13 protein-coding genes are annotated in these 16,225 nt (G+C 63.8%); 10 read left to right on the top strand and 3 right to left on the bottom strand.

Annotation, left to right across the window (positions count from 1 at the left end; genetic code table 11):
* Positions 1 to 52 precede the first annotated feature (52 nt).
* The 6 genes from hrpA to ACN9M1_RS09015 all read left to right on the top strand — a co-directional run bounded on the left by hrpA (position 53) and on the right by ACN9M1_RS09015 (position 8,736).
* Positions 53 to 4,033 (top strand): ATP-dependent RNA helicase HrpA, encoded by a 3,981-nt coding sequence (gene hrpA, locus ACN9M1_RS09040; protein WP_426393710.1) that lies wholly within the window; start codon positions 53 to 55, stop codon positions 4,031 to 4,033.
* 115 nt (positions 4,034 to 4,148) lie between these two features.
* Complete coding sequence (locus ACN9M1_RS09035; RefSeq protein WP_426393709.1) at positions 4,149 to 5,144, top strand: cytochrome D1 domain-containing protein; 996 nt, start codon at positions 4,149 to 4,151, stop codon at positions 5,142 to 5,144.
* Positions 5,145 to 5,156: 12 nt separating this feature from the next.
* Positions 5,157 to 5,978 (top strand): polysaccharide deacetylase family protein, encoded by an 822-nt coding sequence (locus ACN9M1_RS09030; protein WP_426393707.1) that lies wholly within the window; start codon positions 5,157 to 5,159, stop codon positions 5,976 to 5,978.
* Position 5,979: 1 nt separating this feature from the next.
* Positions 5,980 to 6,954, top strand: a complete 975-nt coding sequence (locus ACN9M1_RS09025) for a sterol desaturase family protein (protein WP_426393705.1) — start codon at positions 5,980 to 5,982, stop codon at positions 6,952 to 6,954.
* 69 nt (positions 6,955 to 7,023) lie between these two features.
* Positions 7,024 to 7,881, top strand: coding sequence for an EI24 domain-containing protein (locus ACN9M1_RS09020; protein ID WP_426393703.1), 858 nt, complete (start codon positions 7,024 to 7,026; stop codon positions 7,879 to 7,881).
* A gap of 36 nt (positions 7,882 to 7,917) precedes the next feature.
* Positions 7,918 to 8,736, top strand: a complete 819-nt coding sequence (locus tag ACN9M1_RS09015; RefSeq protein ID WP_426393701.1) for a competence/damage-inducible protein A — start codon at positions 7,918 to 7,920, stop codon at positions 8,734 to 8,736.
* Positions 8,737 to 8,755: 19 nt separating this feature from the next.
* Here ACN9M1_RS09015 and ACN9M1_RS09010 read toward each other — a convergent pair whose 3' ends face one another.
* Positions 8,756 to 9,232, bottom strand: coding sequence for a rhodanese-like domain-containing protein (locus ACN9M1_RS09010; protein ID WP_426393699.1), 477 nt, complete (start codon positions 9,230 to 9,232; stop codon positions 8,756 to 8,758).
* A 453-nt stretch (positions 9,233 to 9,685) separates the two neighbouring features.
* Between ACN9M1_RS09010 and ACN9M1_RS09005 the strand changes: the two genes are divergently transcribed.
* The 4 genes from ACN9M1_RS09005 to ntrC all read left to right on the top strand — a co-directional run bounded on the left by ACN9M1_RS09005 (position 9,686) and on the right by ntrC (position 14,562).
* Entirely contained in the window at positions 9,686 to 11,101 is a 1,416-nt protein-coding gene (locus tag ACN9M1_RS09005) for a 3-hydroxylaminophenol mutase (RefSeq protein ID WP_426393697.1), read from the top strand.
* Positions 11,102 to 11,272: 171 nt separating this feature from the next.
* Entirely contained in the window at positions 11,273 to 11,803 is a 531-nt protein-coding gene (locus tag ACN9M1_RS09000) for a DUF4124 domain-containing protein (RefSeq protein WP_426393695.1), read from the top strand.
* Between the two features lie 7 nt (positions 11,804 to 11,810).
* Positions 11,811 to 13,010 carry a nitrogen regulation protein NR(II) gene (gene glnL, locus ACN9M1_RS08995; RefSeq protein ID WP_426393694.1) on the top strand — a complete coding sequence of 400 codons (1,200 nt, stop codon included), beginning with the start codon at positions 11,811 to 11,813 and terminating at the stop codon, positions 13,008 to 13,010.
* Between the two features lie 52 nt (positions 13,011 to 13,062).
* Complete coding sequence (ntrC, locus tag ACN9M1_RS08990; RefSeq protein ID WP_426393693.1) at positions 13,063 to 14,562, top strand: nitrogen regulation protein NR(I); 1,500 nt, start codon at positions 13,063 to 13,065, stop codon at positions 14,560 to 14,562.
* A gap of 132 nt (positions 14,563 to 14,694) precedes the next feature.
* Here ntrC and ACN9M1_RS08985 read toward each other — a convergent pair whose 3' ends face one another.
* The gene (locus tag ACN9M1_RS08985; protein WP_426393692.1) at positions 14,695 to 15,024 is read right to left on the bottom strand and encodes a hypothetical protein; all 330 of its coding nucleotides are present in this window, start codon (positions 15,022 to 15,024) and stop codon (positions 14,695 to 14,697) included.
* A gap of 181 nt (positions 15,025 to 15,205) precedes the next feature.
* Positions 15,206 to 16,099 (bottom strand): HAD family hydrolase, encoded by an 894-nt coding sequence (locus tag ACN9M1_RS08980; RefSeq protein ID WP_426393690.1) that lies wholly within the window; start codon positions 16,097 to 16,099, stop codon positions 15,206 to 15,208.
* Positions 16,100 to 16,225 lie beyond the last annotated feature (126 nt).

The raw sequence follows: 16,225 nt of genomic DNA, 5'->3' as shown, positions 1-16,225 counted from the left end.
AGGGAAGGCGGCACGGGGCGCGGGAAAGATGCGCGGATTATAATCCCGCCCGATGTCAGATTCCCACGCCAAGCCGCAGTCTGCGGCGCCCTCCCGACCCCAGCCGAAAGACACCCCGCCGCCCGCGCGCAAGCCCGGCGGCAACGGTCGTCCACAGCGTCGCCCGAAGCCTACGCCGGAAGAACTCGCCGCCGCGCTGGAGGCCCGCCGCGCACGCGCCAACCGCGTTCCGCCGATCACGTTTCCTGAGGCGCTGCCCGTTTCGGGCCGGCGTGACGAAATTGCCGAGGCCATCGCCAAGCACCAGGTGGTGATCGTCTCGGGTGAGACCGGCTCGGGCAAGACCACGCAGTTGCCCAAGATCTGCCTGTCGATCGGGCGGGGCATCGGCGCGGGCGGCACCGGGTTGATCGGCCATACGCAGCCGCGCCGGATTGCCGCCACATCGACGGCTAAGCGAATTGCGCAGGAGATCGGCACGCCGGTGGGCGAGCACGTGGGCTATCAGGTGCGCTTTAACGATGTGCTCTCCGCCGGTGCGTCGGTCAAGCTGATGACCGACGGCATCCTGCTGGCCGAAACGCAGAACGATCCGCTGCTGCGCGCCTACGACACGATCATCATCGACGAGGCGCATGAACGCAGCCTCAACATCGATTTCCTGCTCGGTTACCTGAAGCAGCTCCTGCCGCGCCGGCCGGACCTGAAGATCATCATCACCTCGGCGACCATCGACGCGCAGCGCTTTGCCGAGCACTTTGCTGGGCCCAAGGGCCCGGCGCCAGTCATCGAAGTCAGCGGCCGGCTGTATCCGGTGGAAGTGCGCTACCGACCCGTCCAGCGCGATGAGAAGGACAAGGAGCGCGATCTCTACGAAGCGCTTGTCGATGCGGTGGACGAACTCGCCCGCGAAGGCTCCGGCGATGTGCTGATCTTCCTGCCGGGCGAGCGCGAGATTCGCGAGGCGGCCGAGGCGCTGCGCAAGCACCATCCCGCGCATACCGAGATCCTGCCGCTGTTTGCGCGGCTCTCCGTGCAGGAGCAGGAGCGCGTGTTCCGGCCGTCCAACGCGCGGCGCATTGTGTTGGCGACCAACGTGGCCGAGACCTCGCTCACGGTGCCGGGCATCCGCTACGTGGTCGACACGGGGCTGGCGCGCGTGAAGCGCTATTCGTATCGCAACAAGGTCGAGCAACTGCAGATTGAGCCGGTGTCGCAGGCCGCGGCGAACCAGCGCGCAGGCCGTTGCGGCCGGGTGGCTGATGGCGTCTGCATCCGACTGTATGAAGAGTCGGATTTCATCGCGCGGCCGCGTTTTACCGATCCGGAAATCCTGCGTTCCTCGCTGGCGGCGGTCATCCTGCGCATGAAGGCGCTGCGGTTGACCGATGTCGAGCAATTCCCCTTCATCGAGCCGCCGTTGGGCCGTGCGATTGCCGATGGCTACCAGCTCCTGCAGGAACTCGGTGCCGTCGACGACGAGAATGCACTGACGCCACTCGGCAAGCAGGTCGCCCGCCTGCCACTGGACCCGCGTGTGGCGCGGATGATCCTGGCCGGGCGCGACCACCAGTGCCTGCGTGAGATGCTCATCATCGCGAGCGCGTTATCTGTGCAGGACCCGCGCGAGCGTCCGCAGGAACTGCAGCAACAGGCCGACCAGGCACACCGGCAGTTTGCCGACGAGAAATCCGAATTCCTCGGCTGGGTGAAGCTGTGGAAGTGGTTTGAAGAGGCGATCGCGCACAAGAAATCGAACAAGCAGTTGCAGGAGAATTGCCGATCGCACTTCCTGTCGCACGTGCGGTTGCGCGAATGGCGTGATGTGCATTCGCAATTGCACACCACGGTGGCGGAGCAGGGCTGGAAGCTCAATGAAACCGATCCGACCTACGAGCAGTTGCATCTGGCGCTGCTGACGGGTTTGCTCGGCAACATCGGCGTGCGTATTGAAGAAGCCGATGGCAAGGGCCGCGAATACCTTGGTGCACGCGGCATCAAGTTCTTCCTGTGGCCGGGCTCGGTCATTGCGCGCAAGGCGGGCAAGTGGGTCGTCGGCGGCGAACTGATCGAGACCAGCCGCCTGTTCGGCCGCACGCTCGCGCGCATCGAGCCCGAGTGGGTGGAGAAGGTCGGCGCGCACCTGCTGAAGGTGTCGTGGAGCGATCCGCACTGGGAGAAGAAAGCCGGCCAGGTGATGGCCTTCGAGCGCGGCACGCTGTACGGGCTGCCGATCTACCAGCAGCGCCGCGTGCATTTCGGGCCGATGCAGCCGAAAGAGGCGCGCGAGATGTTCATCCGTCGCGCGCTCGTCGATGGCGAGTTTGAGACGCGCCTGCCGTTCTTCACGCACAACCAGCGGCTGGTGCGCGAGATCGAGAACCTCGAACACAAGTCCCGCCGCCAAGATGTGTTGGTGGACGACGAGCTGATCTACGCGTTCTACGACAGCCAGATCCCGGCGGACATCTACAACACGGTGTCGTTCGAGCGCTGGTATGCCGAGGCGGCCGGTGCGCAGGGCAAGAGCGGCCAGAAGCTGCTGTACCTGAATCGCGATGACCTGATGCGGCACGAAGCGGCCGGCATCACGACCGATCTGTTCCCGAAGGTGCTGCCGATTGCCGGCATCGACATGGGTCTCACGTACCACTTCGAGCCAGGCAGCCCGCGCGATGGCGTGACGCTGACGGTGCCGCTGTACGCACTCAACCAAGTGCCCGCGCAGCGCGCCGAATGGCTGGTGCCCGGCATGCTCAAGGAGAAGGTGCATCTGCTGCTCAAGAGCCTGCCGCAGAAGCTGCGCCGCCATTGCGTGCCGCTGCCCGACTATGCCGCCGGTTTCGTGTCGCGCGTGCGGCTGGGCGACGGCGACTTGCTCGATCGCCTGATCGCCGACGTGCGCGAGCAGACCGGCATCATGCTCAAGCGCGCCGACTTCAAGCTCGAAACGCTGCCCGCGCATCACTTCATGAACTTCAAGGTGATCGACGAGCACGGTCGCCAGCTCGACATGGGCCGCAACTTGGCCCAGCTACGCGCAGAACTCGGTGGACGTGCGCAGCAGACGTTCCAGTCGATTGCGGCGAAAGACGCGGCGGTCATCGGCGCGCAGGAGAATGCGAAGCCGAACAAGAGCGGCAAGGGCGAAGCGCCGTCCAATGCGGCGCTGTATTCCGGCCTCACCACTTGGAATTTCGGCGAGCTGCCCGAGCTGCTGGAGATCCGCAAAGGCAACCAAACGCTGTTCGGCTATCCCGCACTCGTCGACGCGGGCGACCACTGCGATGTCGAAGTCTTTGACGATCCGGCCGAGGCCACGCGCATCCATCGGCTGGGCCTACGCCGGCTGTTTGCGATCCAACTGCGCGAGCCGTTGAAGTACCTGGAGAAGAACATCCCGGGGCTATCGCAGATGGCCATCCAGTTCATGAACCTCGGTACGCAGGACGAACTGCGCGACCAGATTCTGGATGCCACGCTGGAACGCGCCTGCCTGCAAGACCCGCTGCCTACAGACGACGCCACTTTCGGCGCCCGCAAGGACGAAAGCCGCGCCCGCCTGACGCTGCTGGCGCAGGAAATTGCACGGTTGGTCGGCGCGATCCTGGCGGAATACGCCCAGATGCCGCGCAAGCTGCAGATTGCCAAGCCGTTCGCAGCCGCGTATGCCGATATCGACGCGCAGCTCAAGACGCTGATGCACAAGCGCTTTATCGAAGCGACGCCGTATGCGCAATTGCAGCACTTCCCTCGCTACCTGAAGGGCATCGCGCTGCGCATCGACAAGCTCAAGGCCGATCCGACGCGTGACACGCAGCGCATGCAGGAGATGGCGCCGCTCGTCCAACAGTACCAACGCGCGGAGAAGGCACTGCGCGTGCAAGGGCAGGGCGGCACCGACCCGCGCATGGAGGAGTTCCGATGGATGCTGGAGGAGTTGCGCATCGCGCTGTTTGCGCAGGAGTTGCGCACGCCGGTGCCGATGTCGATCAAGCGGCTGCAGAAGGTGTGGGAATCCATGCAGCGATAGCCTGGCTTGCTTTGTCGCCAGCCACAAAGGTTCCAACTTTCTTTTTTGATTTGTGTCAGCGACGAGGTCAGGGCGGGCGTTAGAATGATTGGCTAAGTTGCTGAATCTTCTCGCTATGTCTGCCTCGCGCGCCTCGTTTGCCCCCCGTTGGTTTTCCACGCTGGTCCTGTCGACCGCTGCTTTGATGGTCGCGCACGTGGCGCGTGCTGAAGTCGTCACCGTGCTCAATTCGGGCGACGCAAGCGTCTCTTTGATCGACAAAGATAGCCGCAAGGTGCTGGAGACCTTCCCGATCGGCAAGGAGCCACATCACCTGATCGCCACGCCGGACGAAAAATCCCTGATCGTCGCCAACGCGGTCGGCAACGATCTGGTCTTCCTGGACCCGATCACCGGCAAAATTCAGCAACGCGTGCCGCGCATTGATGACCCGTACCAGATCGGCTTCTCGCCCGACCAGAAGTGGTTCCTGACCACGGGCAACCGCCTGGACCGGGTTGACATCTACCGCTGGGACGGCCACGCACTCACCCTCGCCAAGCAAATCCCGGCAGCCAAGACGCCGAGCCATATCGCCTTCACGGCAGACAGCAAGATCGCGTTCATCACCGTGCAGGATTCCAACGAGGTGATGGCGATCGACCTGCCCACGCAGACCGTGATGTGGCGCATGACCATCGGCTCCGCGCCGGCCGGTGTGTGGGTCACGACGGATCAGAAATACCTGCTGGTGGGCATGACCGGCGCTGACTACGTTGAAGTCATCGACTGGCACACCCGCACCAGCGTCAAGCGCATCCCGACCGGCAAGGGCGCGCACAACTTCCGTGCGCTGGGTGACAAGCGCCACCTGTTCCTGTCCAACCGCGTGTCGGGCACGATCAGCATCATTGATCAGCAGACGTTGACCAAGGTCGGCGACATCACCGGCCTGCCGCCCGGCCCGGACGACATGGAACTGACCGCCGACGGCAAGCAGCTCTGGGTGACCTGCCGCTGGGCCAAGACGGTGGCGATCGTCGATGTGGCAAGCCGGTCGGTGGTGGAGAAGATCAAGGTCGGGCGCTCGCCGCACGGCATCTACTTCCGTTCGCGCGCGCCGCTCCTCTAAAGCGTGACGATCATGAAATCTGGCCTGTCGATGCTCCGCACGATGGCCGCCACGGCGGCGCTGGGACTGTGCGCGCTGGCCACGGCTGCGCCGGGTGGTGTGAACGCCGGCGCCTGCAAGGGCACTGTCTACCTGACGTTCGACACCGGCAGCATGAGCCAGGCGCAGTTGATTGCCGACACGCTGCGCCGCCATCGCATCCAAGCCACGTTCTTCCTCGCCAACGAGAAGACGATCCACGGCGACAGCACGCTCGATGACGGCTGGGCACCGTACTGGAAATCGCTCGCGGCTGATGGCCACGCCTTTGGCACGCACACGTTCGACCACGTCTACTACAAGGGCGAGGCCGGCGCTGGCAAAGTGCGCTTCCGCCCGCAGTTTGGCGAGCAGGGCGGCCGCAATGTCGTCTGGGGCGAGCCGGAATTCTGTGCAGAACTCAAACGCAGCGCGGACCGCTTCAAGGCCATGACGGGCCAGCCGATGGACCCGCTGTGGCGCGCGCCGGGCGGGCATCTTTCGACAACCACCGAAGGTTGGGCCAAGCAGTGTGGTTTTGCCCACGTGGCTTGGGCGCCGGCTGGTTTTCTGGGCGATGAATTGCCCTCCGAGCGCTATCCGAATGCCATGTTGCTCGACAAGGCTTTGGCCAACCTGCGCGATGGCGACATCACCATGGCGCACCTGGGTATTTGGTCGCGCAAAGACCCGTGGGCGCCGGCGGATCTGGACCCGTTGATCACCGGTCTGGAACGCAAGGGTTTCTGCTTCGCCACGCTGCGCGATCATCCGCAGTACAAGGCCTGGTTTGCCGCCCACCCGGCGGCGCGCTGACATGTTCGACTGGATTGCCGACACCTTCACCCAAGCGCAGGACCTGCTGTTCCAGCACGTCGTGATGCCGATCACCTACGCCATCGGCCTGGGTGGCTACGTGGAAGATGCGTACCCCGGCACCGAATGGCTGTTGATGGGGCTGGTGCAGATCGCCGTGTTGCTGCTGGTTTTTCGTCCGCTGGAGCGCTGGCGCCCGGTGGAGCCGATGCACGATCGCAAGGCCGTGCGCGCCGACATTGTCTACACGCTGTTCCACCGGCTCGGCTTCTTCCCGCTGTTGCTGTTCTTCACGCTGCAGCCGCTGATCGACGCGCTGGACGGCAAGCTGCGTTTCTGGGGCTGGGCGCACCTGAATGTGGAAGACTGGTGGCCAGGCGTCACGTCGGTCGCCATTGTCAGCTTCCTGATCTACCTGGTGCTGTTTGATCTGCTCGACTACTGGTATCACCGTCTGTCGCACAAGTTCCATTGGTGGTGGAACCTGCATTCGCTGCACCACAGCCAGCAGCAGATGACGCTGTGGTCGGACGACCGCAATCACATTCTCGACGACGTGTTGCGCGGCGCAGTGTTTGCGATCGCGGCGCTGGTCGTTGGGGTGGAGCCATCCCAGTACGTGCTGCTGGTCGCCATTTCACAGTTGCTGCAGAGCCTGCAACACGCCAATGTGCGGCTGCACTTCGGCTGGCTGGGCGAGCGGTTGCTGATCTCGCCGCGCTTCCACCGGATGCACCATGCCATCGGCCTGGGACACGAGGTGCCGGGCAAGCCGGGCGTGCTGGGCGGCTGCAACTTTGGTGTGCTGTTCCCGTGGTGGGACATGCTGTTCGGTACCGCCATCTTCTCGCCGGAATACCACGCCACCGGTATCCGCGATCAACTTCCCGCGCCGCAGGGCCGCTCCCGCGACTACGGGCGCGGTGTGTTGCGCCAGCAGTGGCTTGGCATCAAGCGGTTGTTCGGCCGCGCATAAAGTGGGGCCGGTGGCATGTCGGCCCGCTGTGCTAGGCTGTCCGCTCCCTGATTTCCCCTGTTTTCCTGCATGAACGATCTGATTCGCTCGTTTGGCCGCGCACTGCTTTCGCAGCTGCATCCGCGCATGTTGTTCCTGACAGTGTTGCCGTTCATCGTTGCCGTGGTGGCGTGGGGCGCCGTGCTGTATTTCGGCTGGGATGCCATGAACGGTATCGCCCGAAGTGCTGTTGAGAGCTGGGCGTTCATGGGCTGGATCAAGAGCGGCCTCAACACGATCGGCATGGCGGGTTTGTGGTCGGCCATTGCGCCGCTGCTGGTCATCACGTTGCTGGTGCCGGTGATCGTGGTGTCGATCCTGGTGTTCGTGAGCGTGACGGCGGTGCCGCCGGTCATGCGCTTTCTGGATCGCAGCTATCCGCAGCTCGAGCGCCGCAAGGGCGGGTCGTTGATGGGCAGCGCGGTGCATGCGCTGCTGTGCACGCTGGTGTTCCTCCTCGTGGCCATCATCACGTTGCCGCTGTGGCTGATCCCGCCGTTCTTTGCGTTGATTCCGCCGCTGCTGTGGGGCTGGCTGACCTATCGCCTGATGACCTATGACGCGCTGGCCGATCACGCCACGGCCGAGGAGCGCCGCGCGATCATGCAGCGCTACCGGTTGCCGCTGCTCGGCATTGGCGTGGCGGTTGGCATGCTGGGCTCTGCGCCGACGCTGCTGTGGGTGTCGTCGGTGGTGACGATCGTGCTGTTCCCGATCATCGCGATTGCGGTCATTTGGCTCTATGTGCTGATCTTCATCTTCTCGGCGCTGTGGTTCGGCCATTTCTGCCTGCGCGCCCTGGCCCGTTTGCGGGCAGAGGCGCCGCCCGCGCGCATGGTGGAAGCCAGCGTGATCGAAGTCACCACCATTGAATTGCCCCGCGAATAATCAGAACCATCAGAAATCAGAACCATCAGGACTGACATGGCTTTCGGCATGATCATCATCGGCGACGAGATCCTCTCCGGCCGCCGCGAAGACAAGCACCTGCGCAAGCTGATCGAAGTGCTCGGTGAGCGGGGCCTCACGCTGGAGTGGGCCGAGTACGTCGGCGACCAGCCCGCGCGCATCACCGATGTGCTCAAGCGCACGTTTGCCAGCGACGACGTGGTGTTCTGCACCGGTGGCATCGGCGCCACGCCCGACGACCACACGCGCCAATGCGCTGCTGCCGCGTTAGGCGTACCGCTGGAACTGCATCCGGACGCGCGCGAGCAGATCTCGCTGCGCATCGCCGAAACGGCGGCAGGTGATCCGGTCAAGGGGGATCTGTCCACGCCCGAAAACCAGCACCGCTTCAAGATGGGTGAGTTTCCGCAGGGCGCGCGCATCATCCCGAACAGCTACAACCGCATCCCCGGGTTCTCGGTGGCGCATCACCATTTCATGCCGGGCTTCCCGGTGATGGCGTGGCCTATGATGGAGTGGGTGCTCGATACCTACTACGCCGATCAATTCCACCGCGCGCCGCGTGAAGAGCGCTCGTTCCTGGTGTTCGGCCTGCCGGAGTCACGGCTGACGCCGCTGATGGAGCGCATCGAAGCGGAGTTCGATGGCGTGAAGGTCTTCAGCCTGCCCAGCGTGGGCGATGCCGCGCGCGGCGAGCGCTATGCCCGCTCGCACATCGACCTAGGCGTGAAGGGCGCGCCGGAAGCGGTGGCGCGTGCCTATGTGGTGCTGCGCGAAGGCGCGCTGGCGCTGGGCGGCGAGATCATCGAAACGGACGCCGCAGCGGCGTCCTGACTACGTGGGCCGGATCGGCTCACGCACCGTGCCACGGCAAGCCGCGGAAGCACCAGCCTTCCACGGTTTTGCGGTGGCCTTCGCCATCTTTGGCGCCTTCAAAACCTTCCAGCACATCCATCGCCTGCTTGTAGCCGGCTTGCGCGGCGGCTGCGGCGGCGTGCTTTGACCGCGCTGCGCTGCGGCACAGGAACAGCACCGGCGCATCCTTTGGCACGGTGGCTTCCAGGGCGCTGAGGAAGTTCGGGTTGCGCACGCCGCCCGGGTACTGGTTCCACTCCACATGCACAAACTGACCGGGCGATACGTCCGGTGTGCCGACCCAATCCAATTCCGCGCGCGTGCGCACGTCCACCAGGCGGGCTTGTGGGTCTGCAGCGAGGAGCGCCACAGCTTCTTGCGGCGACAGGGCGCCGAAATACGGCAGCTGGTCCGCTTCACGGCGGGCGGCAGCCGCTTCCAGCAGAGACTCGCGGGTGAGTGTGGTGGCAGTCATGGCGATGGCGGGAATGGAAAGCAAACATTCTAGCCCCGCCGGCCAGGGGTACAGAAGTGAATCACCGGAATGGTGCGTATTTGGTGCTGGCGCACGTAAACAGTGCTTTATCGATTGTTGGGCACTACCATGGTGCATTGGCTATGCTGGCTGGGCAGCCGGACACTGTTGGCGGTAGTGCGGTTGCACGTTCGTGCGGGTCTTTGCACCGGCCCGAGCACCGTGCCAGCCAAGGGCTGCCAAGGAGTTGCACTATTTGCGGGAGGCCATGCCCGTCCACGGGTCGTGATTGGCATGCTTTCTGCTAAGATTTCCGCGGTCTTTTTCGGGGGCGTCAGGTAATACCGGGCGGCCTGGCTGGAAAGAAGATGTTTCGGGGTGAGGGCGGTCGCACGGATCCGTCACACAACCGGCTCACAATGATTTGCGTTATTGCGCTACCAGGAGAATGGCATGTCCCAAAGCATTGCAGACGTGATGAAGCTCGTGAAGGAAAACGACGTCAAGTTCGTCGATTTCCGCTTCACCGATACCAAGGGTAAGGAGCAGCACGTCTCGGTCCCCGTTTCGCACTTCGGCGAAGACAAGTTCGAAAGCGGCCACGCGTTCGACGGTTCGTCGATCGCCGGTTGGAAGGGCATCGAAGCGTCGGACATGCTGCTGGTGCCGGATTCGAACACCGCCCACATCGACCCGTTCTACGAAGAACCGACCCTGGTGATGACCTGCGACGTGGTCGAACCGTCGGACGGCAAGGGTTACGACCGTGACCCGCGCTCGATCGCCAAGCGCGCCGAAGCCTATCTGAAGAGCTCCGGCCTGGGCGACGCCGCCTACTTCGGTCCGGAACCCGAATTCTTCATCTTCGACGGCGTGACCTGGAACATCGACATGCAGGGTTGCTTCGTGAAGATCCATTCCGAAGAAGCCCCGTGGTCGTCGGGCAAGGACTTCGAACACGGCAACTCGGGCCACCGTCCGGGCAAGAAGGGCGGCTACTTCCCGGTCGCCCCGATCGACACGTTCCAAGACATGCGCTCGGAAATGTGCCTGATCCTGGAATCGCTGGGCATTCCGGTTGAAGTGCACCACCACGAAGTGGCTGGCCAAGGCCAGAATGAAATCGGCACGAAGTTCAGCACGCTGGTGCAACGCGCCGACTGGACCCAACTGCAAAAGTACGTGATCCAGAACGTCGCGCACACCTACGGCAAGACCGCCACGTTCATGCCGAAGCCGGTCGTGGGCGACAACGGTTCGGGCATGCACGTTCACCAATCCGTGTGGAAGGACGGTCAGAACCTGTTCGCAGGCAACGGCTACGCCGGTCTGTCGGAATTCGCGCTGTACTACATCGGCGGCATCATCAAGCACGCTCGCGCGCTGAACGCGCTGACGAACCCGGGCACGAACTCGTACAAGCGTCTGGTGCCGGGCTTCGAGGCTCCGGTCAAGCTGGCGTACTCGGCACGTAACCGTTCGGCTTCGATCCGTATTCCGTACGTGGCCAACCCGAAGGGCCGCCGTATCGAAACGCGCTTCCCGGATCCGCTGATGAACCCGTACCTGGGCTTCTCGGCACTGCTGATGGCCGGTCTGGATGGCGTGCAGAACAAGATCCACCCGGGCGAAGCTGCCGACAAGAACCTGTACGATCTGCCGCCGGAAGAAGACGCAAAGATCCCGACCGTGTGCTCGAGCCTGGATCAGGCCCTGGAGTACCTGGACAAGGATCGCGAGTTCCTGACCCGCGGTGGCGTGTTCTCCAACGCCATGTTGGACGCGTACATCGAGCTGAAGATGGAAGAAGTCACGCGCTTCCGCATGACGACGCACCCGCTCGAGTTCGAGATGTACTACTCGCTGTAATTTGCGAGCGCTCCGGCCTATGTGTCGGGGCAACGCGACGGTTGTGAAAGGAGGGCGGCGAAGGTCGCCCTTCCTTTTTGTGAAGGGAAGGTTTGTGGCTAGAATGAGCGACCGCCAGAATCGGGCAACCGATTTCCGGCGCCCGATCGACATTTCCGCCAGGTTTCATTCATGCCCCGTCCTTCCTCACGCATTGCATTCGGACTGCTTGCCAGCACTGCGGTGTTTGCCGCGTTGTCCGTGCAGGCACCTGCGTACGCTGATGACGTTTATCTGTGCACAGGCCCGAATGGCGTGCCGGAATACCGCAACAGCGGCAATGTGAAGGGCTGCAAGAAGCTGACGCTGCCCGACGTGGTGACCGTGCCGGGCACCCGCAGCCCGCGCAGCGCAGGGGCTGCACCGGTGCCAGCGCAGAACAGCAATAGCAATGCGGGTGGTGGTTTCCCGCGCGTGGACAGCGCCACGCAAAAGGCACGTGACGGCGAACGCCGCCAGGTGCTGGAGGCCGAATTGGCCGAAGAGGAGCGCAAGCTCCAAGGTTTGAAGGCCGAATACAACAACGGCCAACCCGAGCGCCAGGGCAACGAGCGTAACTATCAGAAGTATCTGGACCGCACCGCGCAGTTGAAGAGCGACATCGAACGCAGCCAGGCCAATGTCGATTCCATCCGCCGGGAGCTGGGCAACCTAAGGGAGTAATACAACGATGCGTCGACTGATCCGCAAAGCGGCCCGCCGCGATGACAAGGAACAGACGACGCCCCCCGCGCCGTCCGCGTTCGCCGGTTCTGACCTCGACACCGGCGACACCATCGATGGGCCACCGCCCATTCCGTTCTCGCACAATGCGCCGCCGTCGTACCCCGGGCTCGACGCGGTGCCCAATCCCATCCTGTTCGTCCGCCATCCGTCGCTGACGATCTACTACGCTAACCCTGCCGCTGAAGCCGCCCTGGCCGTGTCCCGCCGCCAGCTGGTGGAGATCTCGCTGCATGAGCTGTTTGCAGATCCGTCCGAGTTGGCGGAAATGATCGCTACGGTGGCTGCTCGCCAGTTCGACGCCAAACGGCGCGATGTGTCGCTCGAACGCCCCGGCCATGAGCCCTTGCATGCGCACGCGGTGGTGGGCGCCCTCGACTTTGCGCCGGGCGCCGTGCTGCTGGAGTTGCTTCCCAACGAGCAGAAGATCCGCAGCGAGCGCGAAGAGCGTCTGCTGGACCTCACCTCCGCCAACAAGGAGCTGATCCGCAACCTCGCGCACGAAATCAAGAACCCGCTGGGCGGTATCCGTGGTGCGGCGCAGTTGCTGGAGTTCGAACTGCCCGAGCGCTCATTGCGCGAATACACCCAGGTCATCATCAAGGAATCCGACCGGCTGCAGACGCTGGTGGACCGCCTGCTGGAGCCGCACCGGCACCCTCATATCGTGGGCGACGTGAACATCCACGAGGTGCTGGAACGCGTGCGTTCCGTCGTGCTGGCGGAGTTTCCGCATGGCCTGCGCATCGTGCGGGATTACGACGCCAGCCTGCCGGAGTTCCGTGGGGACAAGGAGCAACTGATTCAGGCGGTCCTCAACATCGTCCACAACGCAGCGCACGCCCTCGGGCCCCGCATCGCACAGGGCGATGGCGAGATCATTTTGCGCACGCGCGTGGCACGACAAGTCACGATTGCAAAACGTCTTTACAAGCTGGCATTGGACTTGCATGTAGTGGACAACGGTCCTGGTATCCCGGACGACATCCGCGAGCGAATCTTCTTCCCGCTGGTGTCTGGACGGGAGGGGGGAAGCGGACTGGGCCTGACACTCGCGCAGACTTTCGTGCAGCAGCACGATGGCCTGATCGAATGCGAGAGCAGGCCAGGTCTGACGGATTTCCGCATTCTCGTGCCGCTGCATTGAGTGCAGCGCGCGAGGGCCCAGGCAACACGAAGTCAAGCAGACGAACCAACACATGAAGCCAATCTGGATAGTCGACGACGATCAATCCATCCGCTGGGTCCTCGAAAAAGCGCTGGCACGCGAGAGCCTGCTGTCGCGCAGTTTCACCAACGTTCGCGATGCGCTCAACGCGCTGGATGAAGAAACGCCGCAGGTGCTGATTTCCGACGTGCGCATGCCGGGCGGTTCGGGGCTGGACCTGCTGCAAGCCATAAAGACCAAGCATCCTGGCTTGCCGGTCATCATCATGACCGCATATTCGGACCTCGACAGCGCGGTGGCGGCATTCCAGGGCGGCGCCTTCGAATACCTCGCCAAGCCGTTCGACGTGGATCGCGCGGTCGAGCTGATCCGCCGTGCGCTGGAAGAGAGTCTGCGCGAAGAAGAGATCGACGATCGCCTGGGCGATTCGCCAGAAATTCTCGGCCAGGCGCCGGCCATGCAGGATGTGTTCCGCGCGATCGGCCGGCTGTCGCAGTCCAATGTGACGGTGCTGATCACCGGCGAATCCGGTACGGGTAAGGAGCTGGTGGCCCGCGCGTTGCACAAGCACAGTCCGCGCGCGAGCGGTCCGTTCATCGCTCTGAATACGGCGGCGATTCCGAAAGACTTGCTGGAATCCGAACTCTTCGGCCACGAGCGCGGCGCCTTTACCGGTGCGCAGACCATGCGCCGCGGCCGCTTCGAGCAGGCCGAGGGTGGCACGCTGTTCCTCGATGAAATCGGCGACATGCCGTTCGACCTGCAGACACGTCTGTTGCGCGTGCTGTCAGACGGGCATTTCTACCGCGTGGGCGGCCACAATCCGCTCAAGGCCAACGTGCGCGTTATCGCAGCGACGCACCAGAACCTGGAAACGCGCGTCAAGGATGGCCTGTTCCGCGAGGACTTGTTCCACCGCCTGAACGTGATCCGCCTGCGCTTGCCCGCGCTGCGCGAACGCCCGGAAGACATCACGCTGCTGGCGCGCCATTTCCTGCAGAAGAGTGCGAAGGAACTGGGCGTGGAGCCTAAGCGCATGTCGGACGATGCGCTGGCACATGTCGCCACGCTGCCGTTCCCGGGCAACGTGCGGCAGCTGGAAAACCTCTGCAATTGGCTGACCGTGATGGCGCCGGCGCAGATGATCGAAATCAAGGACTTGCCCTACGACCTCGTACGCGGGAGCGCTCAGATGCTGCCCGCAGCGGGGGACGTGGCTGCGGTGCGCCCGGTGTATGGCAGCGAGCCCTCGCACGGCGGTGAGCCGTATGGCGTGGCGCCGTCGGCAGACACGCAGGCGGTCGGTGCTTCCATTGCCGCTGGGTGGGAGCGCGCACTGGCGGGCGAGGCGAAAGCCATGCTGGAGGCCGGTCAGCCCGACGTCATGGACGTGCTGACGCGCCGCTTTGAAAAGGCCATTCTGGAGGCCGCGTTGGGTGTCACGCGCGGGCGCCGCGTTGAGGCGGCCACGCGTCTGGGCATCGGCCGCAACACCATCACGCGCAAATTGCAGGAGCTCGGCTTCGACTGACGCATCAGCGAAGCTGGCCCCACCGAATATCGTCGAGCTTGGCGATTGGGATTGGGCGGATTTCCGACGAGGGAATCCGCCTCTTTTTTTGTGCGCGGCCAGCGCGGGGCGCTCAATGCCGCTCCATGTCGCTTAATGCAGGCGGTGTTTCAGCTGCGACAACTCTTCGTGCGCCCGCATGACGGCGGTTTCCACGTCGTGGTCCACTTTGCTGCTGGCGTTCTGGCAGGCCATCTTGGCGCGGTCGGAAGCGGCTTCGAGCTTGTCGATGGCCTCGACGAAGGTTTGTTCGTCCTGTGCGTTTTCCAGGCGCGAATGACATTGGCGGGCTTGCTCGTCCAGTTGTTGGACCGATTGCTTCAGCGCGTCGGGCACATCCTTGTGCGAGGAACAGGTCCGGGCCAGTTCAGCGATGGTGCTTTCCGCATGTTCAAAACGTTGGCGCAGTTTCTGGGTTTGCATGAGGGGCTCCTGTCGGTGCGTTGAAAAAAGGCGTTGGCGCCGCTCGCACCGTTATGAGGCAATCACATGGTGCGAAGTGGTGCAACGCCCCAACAAGGCGCAAACGCCGTGCCGCGTGCGGCATGCGGCGCGACCAGAAACCTGAAGAATGGCTGAGGGCGCGGAAGCCCAGGATGCTGCCTCAGCCGCGCGGTGCGGGCAGGGCAGGGGCGCGCGCCCCAAGAATGCGCTCGGCCACTTCGGCAAAGCCGCCGCCGCCCTCTGCGGAGGTGAGGTAGGCCGGCGGCACGGGCAGCGTGTCGATCACATCCAGCACGTTGGCGACGCCCACCGAGAGCGGGAAGAACTCGAACATCGCCGCGTCGTTGGCCGAGTCGCCCACGAACACCCAGTGTTCGCGCTCGGCGTGCAGTTCGACCCCGAAGGCACGGCGAGCGAGTGCCACGCTGGCGCTCAACTTGTCGTGCTTGCCGAACCAGCCATTGACGTGGATCGAACTGACGGTCGCGTGCATGCCGTGGGTGCGCATGATGTCGACGATGTGCCGGACCGCGCTTTGGGGCAGCGGCAACACTTGCTCGGCATGGTCGATGGCGAGGTCAGCCGCGTGCCACGCCTGGTCCGACGCGAGCGCGGACCCCGGCACGGCGCGCAGGATCTCGGCGCCCACCTCGCGGATGCGTTCGAGATTGCGATGGCGCGTTTGGGCGTCGTCGACAAAATCGGTGGCCAGATGACCGCGCGCATCCACGCGCATGGCAAAGGCGCCGTTCTCACCAATGGCGGCGTCGACAGGCCACAGCCGTGCAATGACTTCGCACCAGGCAATCGAACGGCCGGTGACTGGCACGACCTTGATGCCGGCGCGGTGCAGCCGCTCCAGCGCCGCGTACGTCTGCGCCGGCAGCTTGCCCCGCGTCGTGAGCGTGCCGTCCACGTCGGTGAAGACGCCTTTGATATTGCGCAGCGCATCATCGGAGAGTTGGTGCAACGCTTGGGGAATGCGTCGCGCGGCGATGACGGGGGCGGTTTCAGGCGAATCCGGGGCGGTGGGCGTGGTGGGCGGGGCGAACATGCTGCACGTGCAATATGGGGTGGTCTCAACTCATTCTAACGGCCGTTGCAAGGCAAACCTTGGAGGGTTTTCCCAATTTCTTTGTGACAGAAAGACAAGTAACATCCCGCTGTCATAAAAGTGACC

Origin of the sequence: Ralstonia sp. R-29 (assembly GCF_049913345.1) — a bacterium.
Lineage (GTDB): Bacteria > Pseudomonadota > Gammaproteobacteria > Burkholderiales > Burkholderiaceae > Ralstonia.
Note: the sequence above shows the minus strand (reverse complement) of the source record. Positions and strands in the feature narration are given on the sequence as shown.